Annotated in this window: 18 protein-coding genes; 12 read left to right on the top strand and 6 right to left on the bottom strand. The window is 66.5% G+C overall.

Annotated features, from left to right (window positions below; translation table 11 throughout):
- The 7 genes from ACQR1D_RS27730 to ACQR1D_RS27700 all read left to right on the top strand — a co-directional run.
- A partial coding sequence (locus tag ACQR1D_RS27730) for a chemotaxis protein CheW (protein WP_434840541.1) occupies positions 1-249 on the top strand: 249 nt, incomplete at its 5' end.
- Positions 250-317: 68 nt separating this feature from the next.
- Entirely contained in the window at positions 318-683 is a 366-nt protein-coding gene (locus ACQR1D_RS27725; protein WP_006613312.1) for a response regulator, read from the top strand.
- A gap of 74 nt (positions 684-757) precedes the next feature.
- Positions 758-1,948, top strand: coding sequence for a protein-glutamate methylesterase/protein-glutamine glutaminase (locus ACQR1D_RS27720; protein WP_316177476.1), 1,191 nt, complete (start codon positions 758-760; stop codon positions 1,946-1,948).
- On the top strand, positions 1,945-2,814 hold the full coding sequence (locus tag ACQR1D_RS27715; protein WP_316237638.1) for a CheR family methyltransferase: 870 nt from the start codon (positions 1,945-1,947) through the stop codon (positions 2,812-2,814). Before ACQR1D_RS27720 ends, ACQR1D_RS27715 begins: the two co-directional genes overlap by 4 nt.
- Before the next feature lie 235 nt (positions 2,815-3,049).
- Positions 3,050-4,804, top strand: a complete 1,755-nt coding sequence (kaiC, locus tag ACQR1D_RS27710; protein WP_434894170.1) for a circadian clock protein KaiC — start codon at positions 3,050-3,052, stop codon at positions 4,802-4,804.
- Positions 4,801-5,097, top strand: coding sequence for a circadian clock KaiB family protein (locus tag ACQR1D_RS27705; RefSeq protein WP_012046401.1), 297 nt, complete (start codon positions 4,801-4,803; stop codon positions 5,095-5,097). Before kaiC ends, ACQR1D_RS27705 begins: the two co-directional genes overlap by 4 nt.
- A gap of 11 nt (positions 5,098-5,108) precedes the next feature.
- The gene (locus tag ACQR1D_RS27700; RefSeq protein WP_434894171.1) at positions 5,109-6,596 is read left to right on the top strand and encodes an HWE histidine kinase domain-containing protein; all 1,488 of its coding nucleotides are present in this window, start codon (positions 5,109-5,111) and stop codon (positions 6,594-6,596) included.
- 12 nt (positions 6,597-6,608) lie between these two features.
- On the opposite strand, the gene ACQR1D_RS27695 is transcribed toward ACQR1D_RS27700, so the two are convergent.
- The 6 genes from ACQR1D_RS27695 to ACQR1D_RS27670 all read right to left on the bottom strand — a co-directional run bounded on the left by ACQR1D_RS27695 (position 6,609) and on the right by ACQR1D_RS27670 (position 11,407).
- The gene (locus tag ACQR1D_RS27695) at positions 6,609-7,742 is read right to left on the bottom strand and encodes a DUF2252 family protein (protein WP_434894172.1); all 1,134 of its coding nucleotides are present in this window, start codon (positions 7,740-7,742) and stop codon (positions 6,609-6,611) included.
- A gap of 36 nt (positions 7,743-7,778) precedes the next feature.
- Positions 7,779-8,171 (bottom strand): response regulator, encoded by a 393-nt coding sequence (locus ACQR1D_RS27690; protein ID WP_434894173.1) that lies wholly within the window; start codon positions 8,169-8,171, stop codon positions 7,779-7,781.
- Positions 8,172-8,279: 108 nt separating this feature from the next.
- Positions 8,280-9,440, bottom strand: a complete 1,161-nt coding sequence (locus ACQR1D_RS27685) for a glutathionylspermidine synthase family protein (RefSeq protein WP_434894174.1) — start codon at positions 9,438-9,440, stop codon at positions 8,280-8,282.
- 339 nt (positions 9,441-9,779) lie between these two features.
- Positions 9,780-10,175 carry a hypothetical protein gene (locus ACQR1D_RS27680; RefSeq protein ID WP_316216658.1) on the bottom strand — a complete coding sequence of 132 codons (396 nt, stop codon included), beginning with the start codon at positions 10,173-10,175 and terminating at the stop codon, positions 9,780-9,782.
- Positions 10,176-10,177: 2 nt separating this feature from the next.
- The gene (locus tag ACQR1D_RS27675) at positions 10,178-10,582 is read right to left on the bottom strand and encodes a DUF350 domain-containing protein (protein WP_434894175.1); all 405 of its coding nucleotides are present in this window, start codon (positions 10,580-10,582) and stop codon (positions 10,178-10,180) included.
- A 69-nt stretch (positions 10,583-10,651) separates the two neighbouring features.
- Entirely contained in the window at positions 10,652-11,407 is a 756-nt protein-coding gene (locus tag ACQR1D_RS27670) for a GntR family transcriptional regulator (RefSeq protein ID WP_316216659.1), read from the bottom strand.
- Between the two features lie 204 nt (positions 11,408-11,611).
- Here ACQR1D_RS27670 and ACQR1D_RS27665 point away from each other — a divergent pair, with 204 nt between their 5' ends.
- The 5 genes from ACQR1D_RS27665 to hydA all read left to right on the top strand — a co-directional run bounded on the left by ACQR1D_RS27665 (position 11,612) and on the right by hydA (position 16,695).
- The gene (locus ACQR1D_RS27665) at positions 11,612-12,619 is read left to right on the top strand and encodes an ABC transporter substrate-binding protein (RefSeq protein WP_434840270.1); all 1,008 of its coding nucleotides are present in this window, start codon (positions 11,612-11,614) and stop codon (positions 12,617-12,619) included.
- Position 12,620: 1 nt separating this feature from the next.
- A complete protein-coding gene (locus ACQR1D_RS27660; protein WP_316177492.1) occupies positions 12,621-13,430 on the top strand; it encodes an ABC transporter permease in 810 nt (269 codons plus the stop codon).
- A 2-nt stretch (positions 13,431-13,432) separates the two neighbouring features.
- Complete coding sequence (locus ACQR1D_RS27655) at positions 13,433-14,203, top strand: ABC transporter ATP-binding protein (protein WP_434840211.1); 771 nt, start codon at positions 13,433-13,435, stop codon at positions 14,201-14,203.
- A 340-nt stretch (positions 14,204-14,543) separates the two neighbouring features.
- Positions 14,544-15,272 carry a maleate cis-trans isomerase family protein gene (locus ACQR1D_RS27650; RefSeq protein ID WP_316177496.1) on the top strand — a complete coding sequence of 243 codons (729 nt, stop codon included), beginning with the start codon at positions 14,544-14,546 and terminating at the stop codon, positions 15,270-15,272.
- Positions 15,273-15,291: 19 nt separating this feature from the next.
- Positions 15,292-16,695, top strand: coding sequence for a dihydropyrimidinase (hydA, locus tag ACQR1D_RS27645; protein WP_434840212.1), 1,404 nt, complete (start codon positions 15,292-15,294; stop codon positions 16,693-16,695).
- Positions 16,696-16,835 lie beyond the last annotated feature (140 nt).

Here is a 16,835-nt window from a genome sequence, read left to right as displayed (position 1 = left end):
CGCGCCGAGGACGGCAAGCCGCCGATGGCGGTCGGCGTCGATCTGCGCGGCGAGTCCTATGGTCTCCTGATCGACCAGATCGGCGAGGTGCTGCGGCTGCCCGAGGAGGGCCGGGAGGAGAACCCCGTCAACCTCGACCCGCGCATGGCGAAGCTTGCCGGCGGCGTGCACCGCCTCGACGGCCAGCTGATGGTCATTCTCGACGTCGATCGCGTGCTCGAGCTCGCCGCCGACAAGATGGCGGCCTGAACACTGCAACGTGAGGGCAGCGGCGCATCAGGCGTCGTTGCATTGGACCCTGATCTCGTGAGGCTGAAATGAGAACTTGTCTGGTAGTTGACGATTCCAGCGTCATTCGAAAGGTGGCGCGACGCATTCTGGAAGGTCTGGATTTCCAGATCGTGGAAGCGGAGGACGGCGAGCAGGCGCTGGAGATCTGCAAGCGGGGCCTCCCGGATGCGGTGCTGCTCGACTGGAACATGCCCGTCATGGACGGCTACGAGTTCCTCGGCAACCTCCGGCGCATGCCGGGCGGCGACGCGCCGAAGGTGGTGTTCTGCACGACCGAGAACGATGTCGCGCACATCGCGCGCGCGCTGCACGCCGGGGCCAACGAGTACATCATGAAGCCCTTCGACAAGGACATCGTGACCGCGAAGTTTCAGGAAGTCGGGCTGATCTGATCTCCGTCGCGTGCGTCGGTCCCGTGGTCATCCGGGCTTGCCGTCACCCCGTGCCTCTGTCCTGTTGGTGAACTATGAGCGTCGCGTTGGCCAGTTCTTCGATCCCAAGTTCGACCAGGCAGGAACCTCTCCGGGTGATGGTCGTGGACGATTCCGTGGTCATCCGCGGCATGATCTCGCGTTGGATCGCGTCTGAGCCCGACATGGTCGTGGCGGCGTCGCTGCGCACCGGCCTCGAAGCCGTGAACCAGATCGATCGCGTCAATCCCGACGTCGCCGTGCTCGACATCGAAATGCCCGAGCTCGACGGCATCGCCGCCCTGCCGAAGCTGCTTGCCAAGAAGAAGAACCTCGCCGTCATCATGGCGTCGACGCTGACCCGCCGCAACGCGGAGATCAGCTTCAAGGCGCTGTCGCTCGGCGCGGCCGACTACATCCCGAAGCCCGAGAGCACGCGCGAGGCCTCGGCGGCCGACAATTTCCACTACGATCTGATTCAGAAGATCCGCAATCTCGGCGCCAAGGCGCGCCGCGCCGCTCCCGCTCCGCATGCGCCGGCCGCCTCGCCGATCGTCCCGCAAGTCCAGGGGCTCCGGCCTGCGCCCACGGCGCGGCCGATGGTCGCCCCCGTGGCGCCCGCCGTGCCGACCCAGCTGGCGCGCCGCTCATTCAGCTCGCAGATGCCGAAGGTGCTGCTGATCGGATCGTCGACCGGCGGCCCGCAGGCGCTGATGTCGCTGGTGACCGAGCTCGGCCCCGTGATCGATCGCTTTCCGGTGCTGATCACCCAGCACATGCCGCCGACCTTCACCACCATCCTCGCCGAACATCTGGCGCGCTCGAGCCGCCGGCCGGCCCACGAGGCCGTCGACGGTGAAGTGGTGAAGCCGGGTCAGATCTACCTTGCGCCCGGCGGCCGCCACATGCGTGTGGCGCGCCATGGCGCCGATGTGGTGATCGCGCTCGACAACGGTCCTCCGGTCAATTTCTGCAAGCCCGCCGTCGATCCCTTGTTCATGTCGGCGATCGAGGTCTGGCAGGGCTCGACCCTGGCCGTGATCCTCACCGGCATGGGATCCGACGGCATGCGCGGCGGCAAGGACATCGTCGCCGCCGGCGGCAGCGTGATCGCGCAGGACGAGGCGACCAGCGTGGTCTGGGGCATGCCGGGCGCAGCCGCCAATGCCGGCATCTGCGCGGCCGTCCTTCCCTTGAATCAGATTGGACCGAAGCTGGTTCGTCTGTTTGCTGGAGACCGTTCGTGACACCCCTGGACTATGAGTTCTTGCGTAAGGTCCTGAAGGATCGCTCCGGCCTCGATCTGTCGGCCGATAAGCAGTACCTGGTCGAAAGCCGGTTGCTGCCGCTGGCCCGCCGCTCCAACCTGCCGGGCATCACGGAGCTGGTGCAGAAGATCAAGAGCGGCGCGGAGCAGCTCACGACGCAGGTGGTCGAGGCGATGACCACCAACGAGACGTTCTTCTTTCGCGACAAGATTCCGTTCGATCATCTCCGTGAGGGCATACTGCCGGCGCTGATCCAGTCGCGCGCCAATCGTCGGTCCCTGCGCATCTGGTCGGCCGCCTGCTCGACCGGACAGGAGCCGTATTCGATCGCGATGTGCCTGCGGGAGCATGGCGCGGCGCTGGCCGGCTGGCGCATCGAGATCGTCGCCACCGACCTGTCGCAGGAGGTGCTGGAGAAATCGAAGGCCGGCCTCTACAGCCAGTTCGAGGTGCAGCGTGGGTTGCCGATCCAGCTGCTGGTGAAATATTTCACGCAGCTCGGCGAGCTCTGGCAGCTCAGCGCCGACATTCGCGGCATGGTCCAGCATCGCCAGCTCAATCTGCTGCAGGACTTCTCGCATCTCGGCAAGTTCGACATCATCTTCTGCCGCAACGTGCTGATCTATTTCGACCAGGACACCAAGGCCTCGATCTTCGAGCGGATGGCCAAGGTGATGGAGCCGGACGGCACGCTGTTGCTGGGAGCCGCCGAATCGGTCGTCGGCATCACCGACGCGTTCCGGCCCAACCAGGAGCGCCGCGGTCTGTACCAGATCAATCCGGTGCGCAGTCCGCGCGGCGGCGCGGCGCTGCTGCCCGGCCTCAAGGTGGTCGCGGCGCGCTGAGGCCGGCCAGCACCGTCTATGACCGGGGCGCTTCGACCGGTCGGGCGGCCGGCCGTTCCGTCCCGCGTGCGTCCGTCCCGCGTGCGTCCGTCCCGCGCGGGCGCCCAGCCCTTTCTGCGCCCGCAGGCCGCCTTTCGGAGCAAATCTCGCCGGCCCCATGGAACTTTTAGGTTCCCGACGCGTTTACTCGCCTTGGTGCGGGCTCATGCGTGTTGAATTGATGGCGGGGGATTGGATGAAAACGAGTGTGCGTCCTCGAATCGTGACGCGGGATCTCCCTGTCATCGCCAAATCGCCGACCGGGATCGACGGCCTCGACGAGGTCACCTTCGGTGGCCTGCCGCAAGGGCGGCCGACGCTGCTGTGCGGCGCGGCCGGCTGCGGCAAGACGTTGTTCGCGATGACGTTTCTCTATAATGGCGCAGTCGCCTATGACGAGCCGGGCGTGTTCATCGCGTTCGAGGAGCAGCCCGAGGACCTGATCAAGAACGTCGGCTCGCTCAGCTACGACATCGACAGGCTGATCGAGCAGAAGAAGATCGTGGTCGACCACATCCATCTCGATCGCAACGAGATCGAGGAGGCCGGCGACTACGATCTCGACGGCCTATTCATCCGCATCGGCTTCGCGATCGATTCGATCGGCGCCAAGCGCGTCGTGATCGATACGATCGAGACCCTGTTCGGCGGCCTCGACAACCAGGCGGTGCTGCGCTCCGAGTTGCGCCGGCTGTTCGAATGGCTGAAGAGCAAGGGCGTCACCGCCATCATCACCGGCGAGCGCGGTGACGGTACGCTGACGCGCTACGGCCTCGAGGAATACGTCGCCGACTGCGTCATCCTGCTCGACAACCGCGTGCACGATCAGCTCTCGACCCGCCGGCTGCGCGTCGTGAAGTATCGCGGCACGGCGCATGGCACCAACGAATATCCCTTCATCATCGACCAGGAAGGCATCACGGTGATGCCGATCACCTCGTCGGGCCTCGCGCATGATGCGTGGACGGAGCGGGTCTCCACCGGCATTGCCGATCTCGACGAGATGCTCGAAGGCCAGGGCTACTACAAGGGGTCGAGCATCCTGATCTCGGGCATGGCCGGCTCGGGCAAGTCGACGGTGTCGGCACACTTTGCCAATTCGATCTGCAAGAGCGGGCAACGCTGCATCTATTTCGCGCTGGAGGAATCTCCGCAGCAGATCATCCGCAACATGAAGTCGGTCGGTCTCGACTTGCAGCAATGGGTCGATCGCGGCCTGCTGCGGTTCTCGGCGCGGCGTCCCAATCTGTACGGCCTGGAAACGCATCTCGCCGCCATGCATCGCGAGGTCAAGGAGTTCGATCCCGCCGCCGTCGTGGTCGATCCCATCTCGGCGCTCATGGGCGCCGGCGTCGCCGGCGACGTGCATTCGATGACGTTGCGCCTCATCGATTTCCTGAAGGCGCGCGGCGTCACGGCGCTGTTCACCAATCTCGGCGCCGGCAGCGCGGAGACGGCGACGACCGAGATGCAGATCTCGTCGCTCACCGACACCTGGCTGCTGCTCTACAATCGCGAGAGCAACGGCGAGCACAACCGCCAGCTCTATCTGCTGAAGTCGCGCGGCATGGCGCATTCCAACCAGGTCCGCGAATTCCTGATGGGTGCCGACGGCATCTCGCTGCGCGAGGTCTATGTCGGCCCGGAGGGCGTGCTCACGGGATCGGCCAGGGTGGCGCAGGAGGCACGAGATCGCGTCGAGCGCCTGCTGCGCACGCAGGATACGGAACGCCGCACGCGCGAGATCGAACGTCGCCGCCGCGACCTCGCGGCTCAGATCGAAACGCTCAAGGCTCAGCTGGCCAACGAGGAGAGCGAGATGGAGCTCATCAATCTGGAAGGCGCTGCCCGCGAGGATCAGCGCGCAGCCGCTCGCCTAGCGCAGATCGAGAGCCGTTCGTCCAGGCCTGGTCCGAGCTCCCCAGCCAACCCGCTGACATCCAGCAAGTGACGGCGGCTCCGATGGAACAGGATGGCTACAATCTCCGGCTCTATGTTGCCGGCCAGACCCCGAAATCGCTGGCGGCGCTCGCCAATCTCAAGAAGCTGTGCGAGACGCATCTGCCGGGCCGCTATACCATCGAGGTGATCGACCTGATGAAGGATCCGGCCCTCGCGCAACGTGACCAGATCGTCGCGATTCCGACCTTGATCCGTCAACTGCCCGAGCCCCTCAAGCGAATCATCGGCGATCTCTCCAATGCGGAGAAGGTGCTGGTTGGTCTGGACATCGCACCGAGCTGAACGGAGGACGCGTGGCATCAACAGACGCGATGCAGGCGGGACGGCCGCGTAACGAGGCGGAAGAGACGGTCGAGGCCATTCATCGCGGCAACGTCGATGCCGTGGTGGTGCAGGGCCCGACCGGACCCCAGGTCATCATGCTGCAGGGCGCGGACGCGCCCTATCATGTGCTGGTCGAGCGCATGAGCGACGGCGCGCTGACGCTCGATGCCGACGGCTGCATCGTCTATGTCAATTCCAGGCTGTGCGCGCTGACCGGCCTCGACGCCCAGGAGCTGGTGGGACGCAGCTTCGCCTCGCTGTTCGCTGGAGCAGTGCCCGAGCAGCGCGCCGACGATGCCATGACCGACGCGCAGCTGCGCCGCGCCGATGGCGGCCAGCTGCCGGTGTCGGTCTGGATGCGGCAGATGGCGATGGGCGGCGTCGTCGCCACGCTCGTGACCTTGACGGACATGTCGATTCAGCGGCGCGCCGAGGAGGTCGCCAATGCCGAGCGCTTCGCGCGCTCGATCCTGGAGCAGGCGACCGATGCGGTCGTGGTGCTGGCGCTCGACGGCCGGATCACCCATGCGAGCTGGGTCGCCGAGCAGCTTGCCGAGCGGCCGCCGGTCGGGCAGTTGTTTTCGGAGGCGTTCCCGCTCGACGGGCAGAGCGCCAGCCAGGAAAGTACGTTGACGCGGTTCTCGCGCGAGAGCCTGGATCAGGCGTTGGCGACCAAGCCCTTCCATGGCGTCGAGGTCGCCTTGCGCAATCCGCAGGCGTCGGGACGGTCGTTCCTGCTGTCCGGCGGACCCCTGGTGAACGATCTCAAGGAGACGGTCGGCTCGATCGTCACCCTGACCGACATCACCGAGCGCAAGCGCGCGGAGGAGCAGCAGACCGTGCTGGTCGCCGAACTCAATCACCGGGTGAAGAACATCCTGGCGATCGTGCAGTCGGTGGCGGGGCAGACCTTGCGGACCTCGCCGTCGCTGCCGGCGTTCAACAAGGCGTTCTCCGGGCGCATCCAGGCGGTCTCGATCGCGCATGACATCCTGACGCAGACCCGCTGGATCGGCATCGGGCTGAACGAGTTGCTCACGACCGTGCTGGCGCCCTACGGCATCGGCGAAGGGCGCATCGCCATCGACGGCCCGCCGGTTCTGCTGGAGGCACGGCTCGTTCTGCCGCTCTCGATGGTGCTGCACGAGCTTGCGACCAACGCCTCCAAATATGGCGCGTTGTCCGCCCCCCACGGCCAGGTCACGATCTCCTGGCGCCTGCGCGACGATCGCCGCCGGCTCGAGCTGGTCTGGCTGGAGCGCGGCGGACCGCTGATCGAAGGCGGCGGCGCGCGGGGCTTCGGCACCACGCTGATCGACCGCGTCGTCCGCTTCGATCTCGATGGCGAAGCCCTGCTGGACTTCGAGCCAGCCGGAATTCGCTGCTCGCTGACCTTTGCGCTGACCGCGGAGACGACTCCCGAACATCTGCCGGCATCGGCCGTGCAGCCGGACTGATCGGATGCCGCCTCAGCGCGCGATCGGAATCAAGCCTGCCGCCTTGCGGCGCCAGACGTCGTGATCCTTTTCCGTCGCCTCGCGCGCGGCGCGCGCAGCCTTGCGCAGCCAGCCTGAACCGCGCTCCCTGAGGTCCGCCGCGATCTCGGCGCTGGCGCGGCGGTCGGCGGCATGGATGGAGGCGAGGTCGGTGCCCATGCCGCGCAGGAGCTCGAGCTTGAGATCGGCGCCGGCCTCCTTGCCGAGATCGATCTTGCGCGAGTCCGCAGACAGGCGCCGAACCACGTAGTCTCCGTCGGTGGTTCTGTGAACGTGCAGGAATGGATCGGGCGCGCGATAGGTCCCGGTCGACAGCGCGACGAATCTGTGCGGCGGCGCCGGCTTTGGCTGCAACCTGCCCTTCGTCCTGTTCTCCGTGCTGTTCTTGGCCCAGGTCCAGGCCGAAGGGACCAGCGCCTTGGCCTCGCGGACGATGCGGCCGCCGCGCCATGTCGCGGCGACGACGTAGCGCGGACGTCCACGGCTGCCGCCGCCAGCGAAGCGGCGGAAGAACCCGGCGGTCTCGACCTGCTCCGGAAGGCTGGCGGTGAGCAGCTTCCGCACCGCGGATGGTATCGCATCGGCGGCCGCGAGGCCGTCGATCTCCTTCCAGAACGCGCGGCGGCAATCATCCGAGCATTTTACGTAGCGCCTGATCCAGATCTCGTGCTCGTCGAGCAGCGCCGGCCGCGGATTCTCGAGGCCGTCGCGATAGCCTTGGAGGATCGCGTCAGCCGCGTCGCTGCTGTCGATGGCCATGTCGGGCGCGAGCTCGATGCTGGTCGTGAGCCGGACCAGATCGAAGGCGTAGGGCATCCTCGCGGCCTCGTCGAAATCGTTGACGCCCCACACCCAGCGCCCGTCGGCGTCCCGCCACGTGCCGAAATTCTCCAGATGGATGTCGCCGACGCACAGCGCGACCGGCGCCTCGGCCAGCTCCGGGCAGATCTCCTCGATGCGCCGCGCCCAGCGATAGTAGGTGGCGCGCAGCAGGGCGAAGGGAGACTTTCGCATCCGCTGATGCTTGGTGCGAAGGTCGTCCTCGATCACCTTGCATTGGCTGCGAAGCCAGGCCTCGTAGGCCGCGGTATCTTCGATGATGGACACGCGATGCCTCCCGATGCGCCGGGCGTGAGCGAAGCGCTATGAGTTGCGTTGACGCCGAACGAACGTGGCCTCGCACATCGCGCGCAGCGCGCGCTCGTCGAACGGCTTGGCGAGCCGGGCCAGGCTGCGGAACTCCGGCGGAAACAGCGTCGCATCGTCATAGCCGGAGGTGATGACGATCTTGAGCTCTCGCGCGATCAGCTGCGGCAGCACGGCGAAGATCTGCTCGCCGCGCAGGTTGACGTCGAGCAGCGCGCCGTCCAGGCCGCCGCGCTCGGCCTCGCGCAGCACGTCGCCGACGCGCGAGACGGGACCGACCACCTCGCAGCCGAACCCCTGCAACACCGTTTCCAGCTCGAGCGCGATCAGGCCCTCGTCCTCGGCGACCAGGATGCGCAAGCCTTCGAGTTCGGTCTTGTCCGTCGCCATGCCTCGTCCCGGCCATGCGCGCCCAATCGCGCAGGGAATTCGCCCTCGGTCCTATCTAATGCTCTCGACCGGCGTGTCGAGGCGTTTTCGCCGGCTGTCGTTAATATCCTACAGGATGGCGTGCGGCAAAAAGCGCGAGCGGTTGCCGGTGATCGGGCTCGTGTCCTCGCGGATCGACAGGCCGCAGGGCTGATGGTCGACGAGCCAGCTGCCGATCACCGGGAACACACCGCCGAAATCCGGCAGCGGCGCCAGCGCCTGGCGGATGAAGCCTTCGGCGCCGTAGGGCCCGTCCTGCGCCGAGACGGCGACGCCGTCGGACACCAGGCTGACATTGGCGCCCTCGCGCGAATAGATCGGCTTGCGCACGAAGCTCGGGCCGAGGCTGGCGGCCTTCGGATCGTCCTCGAAATAGGCCGGCAGCAGGTTCGGATGGCCTTCGTGCATCTGCCAGAGCAGCGGCAGGATGCCCTTGTTGGACAGGATGGCCTTCCACGGCGGCTCGATCCATTGCGTCGGCGCCTGCGCGAGCTTGGCGCCGAACGCATCGCGAAACATCCATTCCCAGGGATACAGCTTGAAGGCGAGCGCGATGTCCTCGTCGTCGAGATCGACGAAGCCGCCGGTCTCGCGCCAGCCGATGTCGGCGACGTCAAGGATGGTTGTCGTCAGGCCTCCTTGGGCTGCCGTGTCGGCCAGATAGGCCAGGGTCGTGGCGTCCTCGGCGTTGGCGGTCAGCCCGGCCAGATGCACGCGGCGCCGCTTGCCGAGGGCGCACCAGCGCTCGATCAGGCGCTCATGGATCGAGTTGTACTGGTCCGCGCGCCCCGGCAGGATGCGGCGCTCGATCGCCTGCTCGAGCCAGGTCCATTGGAAGACCGCGGCCTCGAAGATCGAGGTCGGCGTGTCGGCATTGTATTCGAGCAGCTTCGCCGGCGTACGGCCGCCCTGATAGCTGAGGTCGAACCGCCCGTAGAGGCTGCCGTCCCTCCGGCGCCAGCTCTCCGCCAGCAGGGGCCAGACCGCTTGCGGGATCTTCAGCCGGCGCAGCAGCGCCTCGTCGCCGACGACGCGCGCGACCAGCGCGAGGCACATCTGCTCGAGCTCTGCCGTCGGCTCCTCGACGCCGAGCTCGATCTCGGCGATCGTGAATGCGTAGTAGGCGCGCTCGTCCCAATAGCGCTCGCCGTCGAGCTCGCAGAAGTCGAATCCGCACCGCGCCGCCGTCTCGCGCCAGTCGTCACGCTCGGGACAGGGGATGCGCTGCATCGGCGTCAGCCCCGGGCATCGGCAGGCATGCCGTGCCCATTGCAACAGGGCGCAGCACGGCCGCGGCCGTCATCGATGATGCGGCCATGATCACGCCCGCGCGGTCCCGGCGCCGTCCCGCGTCGGTGACCACGCGATCGCTTGCCAGCAAGATGATGCAAGGCGGCGGCGGTCACCGCGGCCCTGATCGTCGCCCGCACCACCCGGTGCGGACGTTGCATCGGATCATTTCCGATGAGTCGGTAGGCCAGTTTTTTATGATTTTGAGTCTGTGTCAAAGATCCGAATCCAAGATAGCAGCATGAACGCGGTGTTTTCACGGCGCCGGCGCGACGAAAATCAGCCGCCGCCTCCGAAGCCGTGCCCGAACGAGCCGAAGCCGCCGCGCGAGACATGGGTGGAGGAGGCCTCGGCGACATGGCCCGAGCCGCTGCTTCTGGAATCACCGTCGCTGCTGGAGAATCCCCAGCGGCCGGAGCCGCTGCCGCCGCTACCGCCGCCGCTCGAGCGGCGTGTCGTGCATTCGCCGGTCTGCGGCTGGCCGGCCATCGTCGGCGTCTCGGCGCCTGGCTGCGGGCAGCTCTGCTGCCGCGGCATCAGCGCATAGGCCGTGCTGCCGACGGCGAGCGTGCCCATCAAGAGCAGCGCAACATGGCCGGAGCGCTTCACCGGCGGCGTCGCGGGCGGGGGCGGCATCGGCCGGCGCTTGCCGAATTCGCGGCGTTTCTCGGCCATGGTCAGATGATCATCGAGGCGGCGTTCAGCGCGCCGGCGGAAAGCGATGCGAGACCGAGCCAGATCGCCGACGCCAACTCGCCGGCGACGATGCGCTGGGCGAGATCCGGCACCGGAATGCGGACGAGGTAGTAGACGATCACCTGGACGATCAGCGCGATCAGCGCCCAGATCAGGCAGTCCAGCACGTTGGCGGAATGGGCGATGGCGCTGACCAGCGGCAGGGTGAAGCCGAGCAGGCTGAGGCCGAGCGCGATCGCGGCCGAGGGGTGATTGTCCCGGATCAGCTGGAATTCATTGTAGGGCGTGACGCGGGTGTAGACGAACAGGTAGGCCGTCACCGCGACCAGCGCGGTACAGAAGTACACCAGAAAGGCCGGCAGGCCGGCGAGCGATTGCAGGATCATGATCGGGCCAGGCGTGAGGAGCTCTCATCTGTCGCGATGCCAGCATGCCCGGTTCGACGTGAACAAAGTCTATCCGCCCTTCGCCAGGTCCTGCCTGGCCTGGTCCAGCATCTGCAGCACCGAATCGCCGGTCTTGCGGGTGTGCTCGGAGAGCGCCTGCGCGAAGCCGGCGCCGTCTCGGGCCCGCAGCAACGCCATGAAGGCCTCGTGCTCCCGGATCGACTCGTCCCAGCGCCGCGCGTCGTAGTTGGCCACGGCGCGGGCGCGGAAGACGCTCGCGTGCAGCGTGCTCCACATGTTGAGCAGCACGGCGTTGCCGGCGAGCCTGGTGATCTCGGCATGGATCTGCTGGTTGAGCCGGAAATAGGCGGCGCGCTCGGCGGCACGATGCAGCGCCACCAGCTCGGCATGTAGGGCGTCGAGCCTGGCAAGGTCGTCCGCCGTCGCACGCGCGGCCGCGGCACGGCCCGCGGCGGCATCGAGCGACACCATCACGTCGAAGATCTCGGCAATCTCGTTTGCGTCGATCGGCGTCACCACGGGCGTGCGATGCGGCCGCAGCTCGATGAGGCCTTCGGCGGCGAGGATCTTGAAGGCCTCGCGCAGCGGCGTGCGCGACACGCCGAAGGTCTCGCACAGCATGCGCTCGGGCAAGGCAGCGCCGGCGGCGAGCTCGCCGTCCACGATCATCTCGCGCACCCTGGCGACGACCTGATCGTGCAGCGACAGCCGCTCGAGCGGCCGCTTGGAGTGGTCGGACGACAGCTTCAGCCGGGCCGGCTTGAAGCGCGTCTTCAGTCTGGGCCGGGGTGCCGGTGGGGTCATGGGGGCGCGGCTGCTCCGCTGCGAGATGCCTGAAATTCGGGCGATGCGCCCGCGGATCAGGCAGGTTCTTCAAAACTGGAGTGTCATTACATACTGATTTTATTGCATAAAATCAACATTGCATATCGCATCCAGTTGGCACGTCGCTTGCTGATGAGAGCCCAAGCCATGAGAGACAAGCCCGTGGATCGACCTGCCCTGGAGATGGATGTGAAACGTTTCGTGCTGCCCATTCTTGCCCTGCTCGCGCTCGCGCTGCCCTCGCTCAGCTTCGCCGACGACGCGCCCAAGATCAAACTCGGCTACGCCAAATGCGCGCATTGCACGCCGATGTCGCTGACGCCGCAATTCGCGGAGGGCGTCGCGATCGATGCCGTCAGCTTCAACACCGGCACGGACGCGCTGACCGCGTTGGTGTCGAAGAACATCGACGTCGCGCAGGTGACCTATCTGCATTACGCCATCGCGCTCGACAAAGGTTTTGACGTCGTCGCCATCTCCGGCCAGGTCAATGGCGGCTCGGCGATGCTGCTCGCCAACGACATCGAGATTCCGCAGGGCGACTGGAGCGCCTTGAAGGCGCTGATCGCCAAGTACAAGGCCGACGGCAAGCCGTTCCGCGTCGCCGCCTCGCGCGGCAATGCGCAGGACATCCACATGCGCGGCGCCTTCGCCAAGCAGGGCATCGACATCAACAAGGACGTGCAGTTCGTCAACATTCCCAATCCGTCCGATCATCTGCAGGCGCTGCGCCGCGGCGAGGTCGAGCTGATCTGCACGGTCGAGCCGTTCGCCACCCAGATCATGCAGGCCAAGGCGGCGAAGTTCTTCGGCTTCCCCTATGATCAGGCCGCCGGCAAGCTGACTAATTTGATCCTGACCCGCTCCGACGTCATCGCCTCCAATCCGAAGGCGCTCGAAGGCGTGGTGTGCGCGGTGGTCAAGGTCGACGCGCACATCGCCGCCGACAAGCCGGCGCTGATCGAGGTGATCTCCAAGGTCACCGGCCTCGACAAGGCGATCGCCACCGGCGCGGTCGAAAACCTCGATCCCGATCCGAAGATGTACCGCGCCTCGGCGCTCGCGATCGCATCGATGATGCGCGACCTGAAATACATCAACTCGGACGTCACGGCCGCCGTCGAGAAGAATCTCGACTACCGCTTCCTGGAAGCGGCCACCGGCAAGCCGAAGACCGAGCTCGGCTACTGAGATGACGGCGCTCGCCCAGCTCAGGAAGCTCGACCGCGCCATCGTTCCCGTGCTCGTGCTCGCCGGCTGGGAGGCGTTCTCGCGCTCCGGCGCGCTGCCGGCGGCCTTGCTGCCGGCGCCGTCGACGGTGGTGTGGGCGTGGGCGGACTGGCTGGTCGGCACCGACGGCAACACCCAGACCTACAGCGCGCACTGGCTGGCCGACATGCTGGCCAGCCTGTCGCGCGTCGCCGCCGGCTTCGCCATCGCCACGGTGCTCGGCGTCGCGCTCGGCGTCGCCATCGGCTGGTCGCGCAAGACCGAGCTCATCATTGAGCCGACCTTGCAGATGCTCCGGCCGATCCCGCCGGTGTCGTGGATCCCGCTCGCCATCATCTGGTTCGGCATCGCCAACAAGCCGGCGATCTTCCTGGTGTTCCTCGGCGCGTTCTTTCCGATCCTGCTCAACACCATCCACGGCGTGAAGACCTGCGACCGCAACCTCATCCGCGCCGGCGCCATGGTCGGGGGCAGCGAGCGCAAGCTGCTGCGCTACATCGTGGTCCCAGCGGCCATGCCGAGCATCTTTGCAGGTCTGCGCATTGGCATCGGCTCGGCCTGGATGCTGACGGTGACCGCCGAGATGGTCGCGGTGAAGAGCGGGCTCGGCTACGTGCTGTGGGACAGCTACTACTTCCTGCGCTACGATCTGGTGCTGGCGGCGATGGCGAGCATCGGCCTGCTCGGCTTCTGCAGCGATCTCGCCATCCGCACCGTGATGGCGCGCGTGCTGCATTGGCAGCGCAACACCACGCTTCGCGGCGGAGAGTAACGATGGCCACGATCGAGATCTCCGGCGTCTCCAAGATCTTCACCGACAGGAAGCGCAACGCCGACGTCACCGCGCTGAGCGAGATCGACCTCTCCATCGCCCGCAACGAATTCGTCTGCCTGCTCGGGCCCTCGGGCTGCGGCAAGTCCACGCTGCTCAACATGATCGCCGGCTTCGAGCAGCCGAGCGCCGGCAGCGTCACGGTCGACGGACGGCCGGTCACCGCGCCCGGCGCCGACCGTGGCGTGGTGTTCCAGCACGCCAATCTGATGCCGTGGCTGCCGGTGTGGGAGAACGTCGCCTTCCATCTGCTGCTCGGCGGCGGCCAGAAGGCTGAGCGCCGCGCCCGCGCGCAGGTCTATATCGACATGGTCGGGCTCACCGGCTTCGAGAACCACTATCCGTCCGAGCTGTCGGGCGGCATGAACCAGCGTGTCGGCATCGCGCGGGCGCTGCTGATGAACCCGCAGGTCATCCTGATGGACGAGCCGTTCGGTGCGCTCGACGAGCAGACCCGCATGGACATGCAGACCGAGCTGGTGCGGATCTGGCAGCAGCACCAGGGCACGATCGTGTTCGTCACCCATGGCATCGACGAGGCGCTGACCTTGGGCACCCATGTGGCGGTGATGAGCGCACGGCCGGGGCGCATCGTCGAGATCATCCCGATCGATCTGCCGCGGCCGCGGGATATCACCAGCCCGCAATTCAACGCGCTCAAGCGGCATATTCTCGCGTTGCTGCGTGGGGAGCGGGAGAGGGCGCCGGCATGATTGGCGCCTGTCTCCATGGTGCGGAGATTCTGAACCTACTCTCACAGTGGCGCCGAACCGCCGCATCACCGATGACGCGTGCTGTCGCGGCACGGGCGGTGCACCCTCTCCCCTTGTGGGAGAGGGTGGTTTCTCACGAAGTGAGAAACCGGGTGAGGGGTCTCTCTCCGCGGTCTCATCTGTCGAGGCAGACCCCTCACCCGAGCGAGGCCGCTGCACGTTCGTGCATGCCCTCTCCCACAAGGGGAGAGGGCATAGTCACCGGCGGATCGCCCGCTTCTGCTGTTCAAGTATTTCCCGATGGGCCGGAGTTGGCTATGGCAAAGGGATTCACTCACCCATGACCAAACGCACGCTTCTCGGCATGCTGACGCCGTCGTCGAACACCGCGCTGGAGCCGATCACCTCGGCGATGGTCGCGAGCCTGCCCAACGTCTCGGCGCATTTCTCCCGCTTCAAGGTCACCGAGATTGCGCTGTCCACCGACGCGCTGGCGCAGTTCGACATCAGCAACATCCTGCGTGCCGCCGAGCTGCTCGCCCATGCCAAGGTCGACGTCATCGGCTGGAACGGCACCTCCTCGGGCTGGCTCGGCTTCGAGACCGACGTCCGCCTGTGCGAGCAGATCACGGCCGCGACCGGCATTCCCGCGACCACCTCGATGCTGGCGCTGAACGAGATCCTGGCGTCATCGAACGCCACGTCGCTCGGCCTCGTCACCCCCTATCGCGACGACGTGCAGGCGCGCATCATCGCCAATTATGCAAAGCTCGGCATTGCCTGCCGCGGCGACCGGCATCTCAATTTGCAGGACAATTTCTCCTTCGCCGAGGTGACGCCCGCGGAGATCGAGACCATGATCCGCGAGGTGGCGCGCGAGAAGCCGGATGCCATCGCGGTGGTCTGCACCAACATGCGCGCCGCGCCGCTGGCGGCGCGGCTCGAGCTGGAGACCGGCATTCCGATCCTCGACACCATCGCCACCGTGGTATGGAAGTCGCTGAAATTGGCGGGTACGGATCCCCGCGGCGTTAGCGGGTGGGGATCGCTGTTTCAGAGATTCGCCTGAGATTGGGAGAGCGCGTCACATGGCTGCATTCGACACCGTCATCCGCAACGGCACCGTCGCCACCGCGAGCGACACGTATCAGGCGGATGTCGCCATCAAACAGGGCCGCATCGCCGCGATCGGCGAAGCCATCACCGATGCCGATGAGATCGTCGATGCATCGGGCCTGCTGGTGCTGCCCGGCGGCATCGACAGCCACGTCCATATCAGCCAGCCGTCCGGCCCGGGCATCGTCATGGCCGACGATTTCGAGAGCGCGACGCGCGCCGCGGCGTTCGGCGGCAACACCTTCGTGATGCCCTATTGCCTGCAGGAGAAGGGCCAGCCGCTACGCGCGGCGCTGAAGGACTATCACGCGCTGGCCGAGCAGGCCTGCTATGTCGACCACTCCTTCCACCTCATCATCGCCGATCCCACTGATGCCGTGCTCGGCCAGGAGCTGCCGGCGCTGGTCGCCGACGGCTATTCGTCGCTGAAGATCTTCATGACCTATGAGGGTCTCGCGCTCAACGACTACGAGATTCTCGGCGTTCTTCAGGTCGCGCGCGAGCGAGGCGCCCTGGTGCAGATCCACGCCGAGAACTACGACGCCATCCGCTTCCTCACCGACCGGCTGGAGCGCGCCGGCAAGGTCGCGCCATACTATCACGGCAAGTCGCGGCCAATTCCGGTCGAGCGCGAGGCGACCCATCGCGCGATCTCGCTGGCCGAGCTGATCGACGTTCCCATCGTCATCGTCCACGTCTCCAACCGCGAGGCGATGGAGGAGATCCGTCGCGCGCAGGCGCGCGGCCTGAAGATCCACGGCGAGACCTGCCCGCAATATCTGGTGCTGACCGAGGAGGACATGCAGGGCCTCAACATGGAAGGCGCCAAATATGTCTGCTCGCCGCCGCCGCGCGATCACGCCAGCCAGCAGGCGTGCTGGGAAGGATTGCAGACCGGCGTGTTCTCGCTGTTCTCGTCAGATCACTGCCCGTTCCGCTACGACGACGAGGCCGGCAAGCTGACGCCCAAGGGCCGCACCAGCTTCCGCTGGGTGCCGAACGGCATCCCCGGCGTCGAGACCCGGCTGCCGATCCTGTTCTCCGAAGGCGTCAGCAAGGGCCGCATCACCCTGAACCAGTTCGTCGCTTTTACTGCGACCAACCACGCCAAGACTTACGGCCTGAAGGGCAAGGGCTCCATCGCCATTGGCTACGACGCCGACATCGCACTGTGGGACCCGAACAAGACGGCGACCATCAGCCAGGCCGGTTTGTACCACGGCTCCGACTACACGCCGTATGAAGGCATCGAGATCACGGGCTGGCCGGTCGCGACCATGCTGCGCGGCAAGTTCGTCGTCCGCGACGGCGAGTTGGTCGGCGCCAAGGGCGACGGCCGCTACGTCAGCCGCGGCAAGCCCGGCGCCGTGGCCTAACGCACGCTCGATCCTCGCGTCGTCGCGAGCGAAGGAGGAAGCAATCCAGTGTCGCGGGCGTAGCCCTGGATTGCCGCGTCGCTTCGCTCCTCGCAATGACGCGAGGATGGATCGCGCCGAACTCATCGCCGTCTGGCGCC

This window comes from Bradyrhizobium sp. HKCCYLRH2047, assembly GCF_051168175.1.
GTDB lineage: Bacteria > Pseudomonadota > Alphaproteobacteria > Rhizobiales > Xanthobacteraceae > Bradyrhizobium.
The sequence above is the reverse complement of the archived record's forward strand: the minus strand, read 5'-3'. Positions and strand labels throughout refer to the sequence as shown.

Bases quoted from the DNA above. Each gene is read 5' to 3' on its own strand.
- ACQR1D_RS27665 (WP_434840270.1), top strand. From the start codon at position 11,612: ATGGATGTGAAACGTTTCGTGCTGCCCATTCTTGCCCTGCTCGCGCTC.
- ACQR1D_RS27675 (WP_434894175.1), bottom strand. From the start codon at position 10,582: ATGATCCTGCAATCGCTCGCCGGCCTGCCGGCCTTTCTGGTGTACTTC.
- ACQR1D_RS27650 (WP_316177496.1), top strand. From the start codon at position 14,544: ATGACCAAACGCACGCTTCTCGGCATGCTGACGCCGTCGTCGAACACC.
- ACQR1D_RS27660 (WP_316177492.1), top strand. From the start codon at position 12,621: ATGACGGCGCTCGCCCAGCTCAGGAAGCTCGACCGCGCCATCGTTCCC.
- kaiC (WP_434894170.1), top strand. From the start codon at position 3,050: ATGAAAACGAGTGTGCGTCCTCGAATCGTGACGCGGGATCTCCCTGTC.
- ACQR1D_RS27680 (WP_316216658.1), bottom strand. From the start codon at position 10,175: ATGGCCGAGAAACGCCGCGAATTCGGCAAGCGCCGGCCGATGCCGCCC.
- ACQR1D_RS27670 (WP_316216659.1), bottom strand. From the start codon at position 11,407: ATGACCCCACCGGCACCCCGGCCCAGACTGAAGACGCGCTTCAAGCCG.
- ACQR1D_RS27685 (WP_434894174.1), bottom strand. From the start codon at position 9,440: ATGCAGCGCATCCCCTGTCCCGAGCGTGACGACTGGCGCGAGACGGCG.
- ACQR1D_RS27655 (WP_434840211.1), top strand. From the start codon at position 13,433: ATGGCCACGATCGAGATCTCCGGCGTCTCCAAGATCTTCACCGACAGG.
- ACQR1D_RS27720 (WP_316177476.1), top strand. From the start codon at position 758: ATGAGCGTCGCGTTGGCCAGTTCTTCGATCCCAAGTTCGACCAGGCAG.
- ACQR1D_RS27725 (WP_006613312.1), top strand. From the start codon at position 318: ATGAGAACTTGTCTGGTAGTTGACGATTCCAGCGTCATTCGAAAGGTG.
- hydA (WP_434840212.1), top strand. From the start codon at position 15,292: ATGGCTGCATTCGACACCGTCATCCGCAACGGCACCGTCGCCACCGCG.
- ACQR1D_RS27690 (WP_434894173.1), bottom strand. From the start codon at position 8,171: ATGGCGACGGACAAGACCGAACTCGAAGGCTTGCGCATCCTGGTCGCC.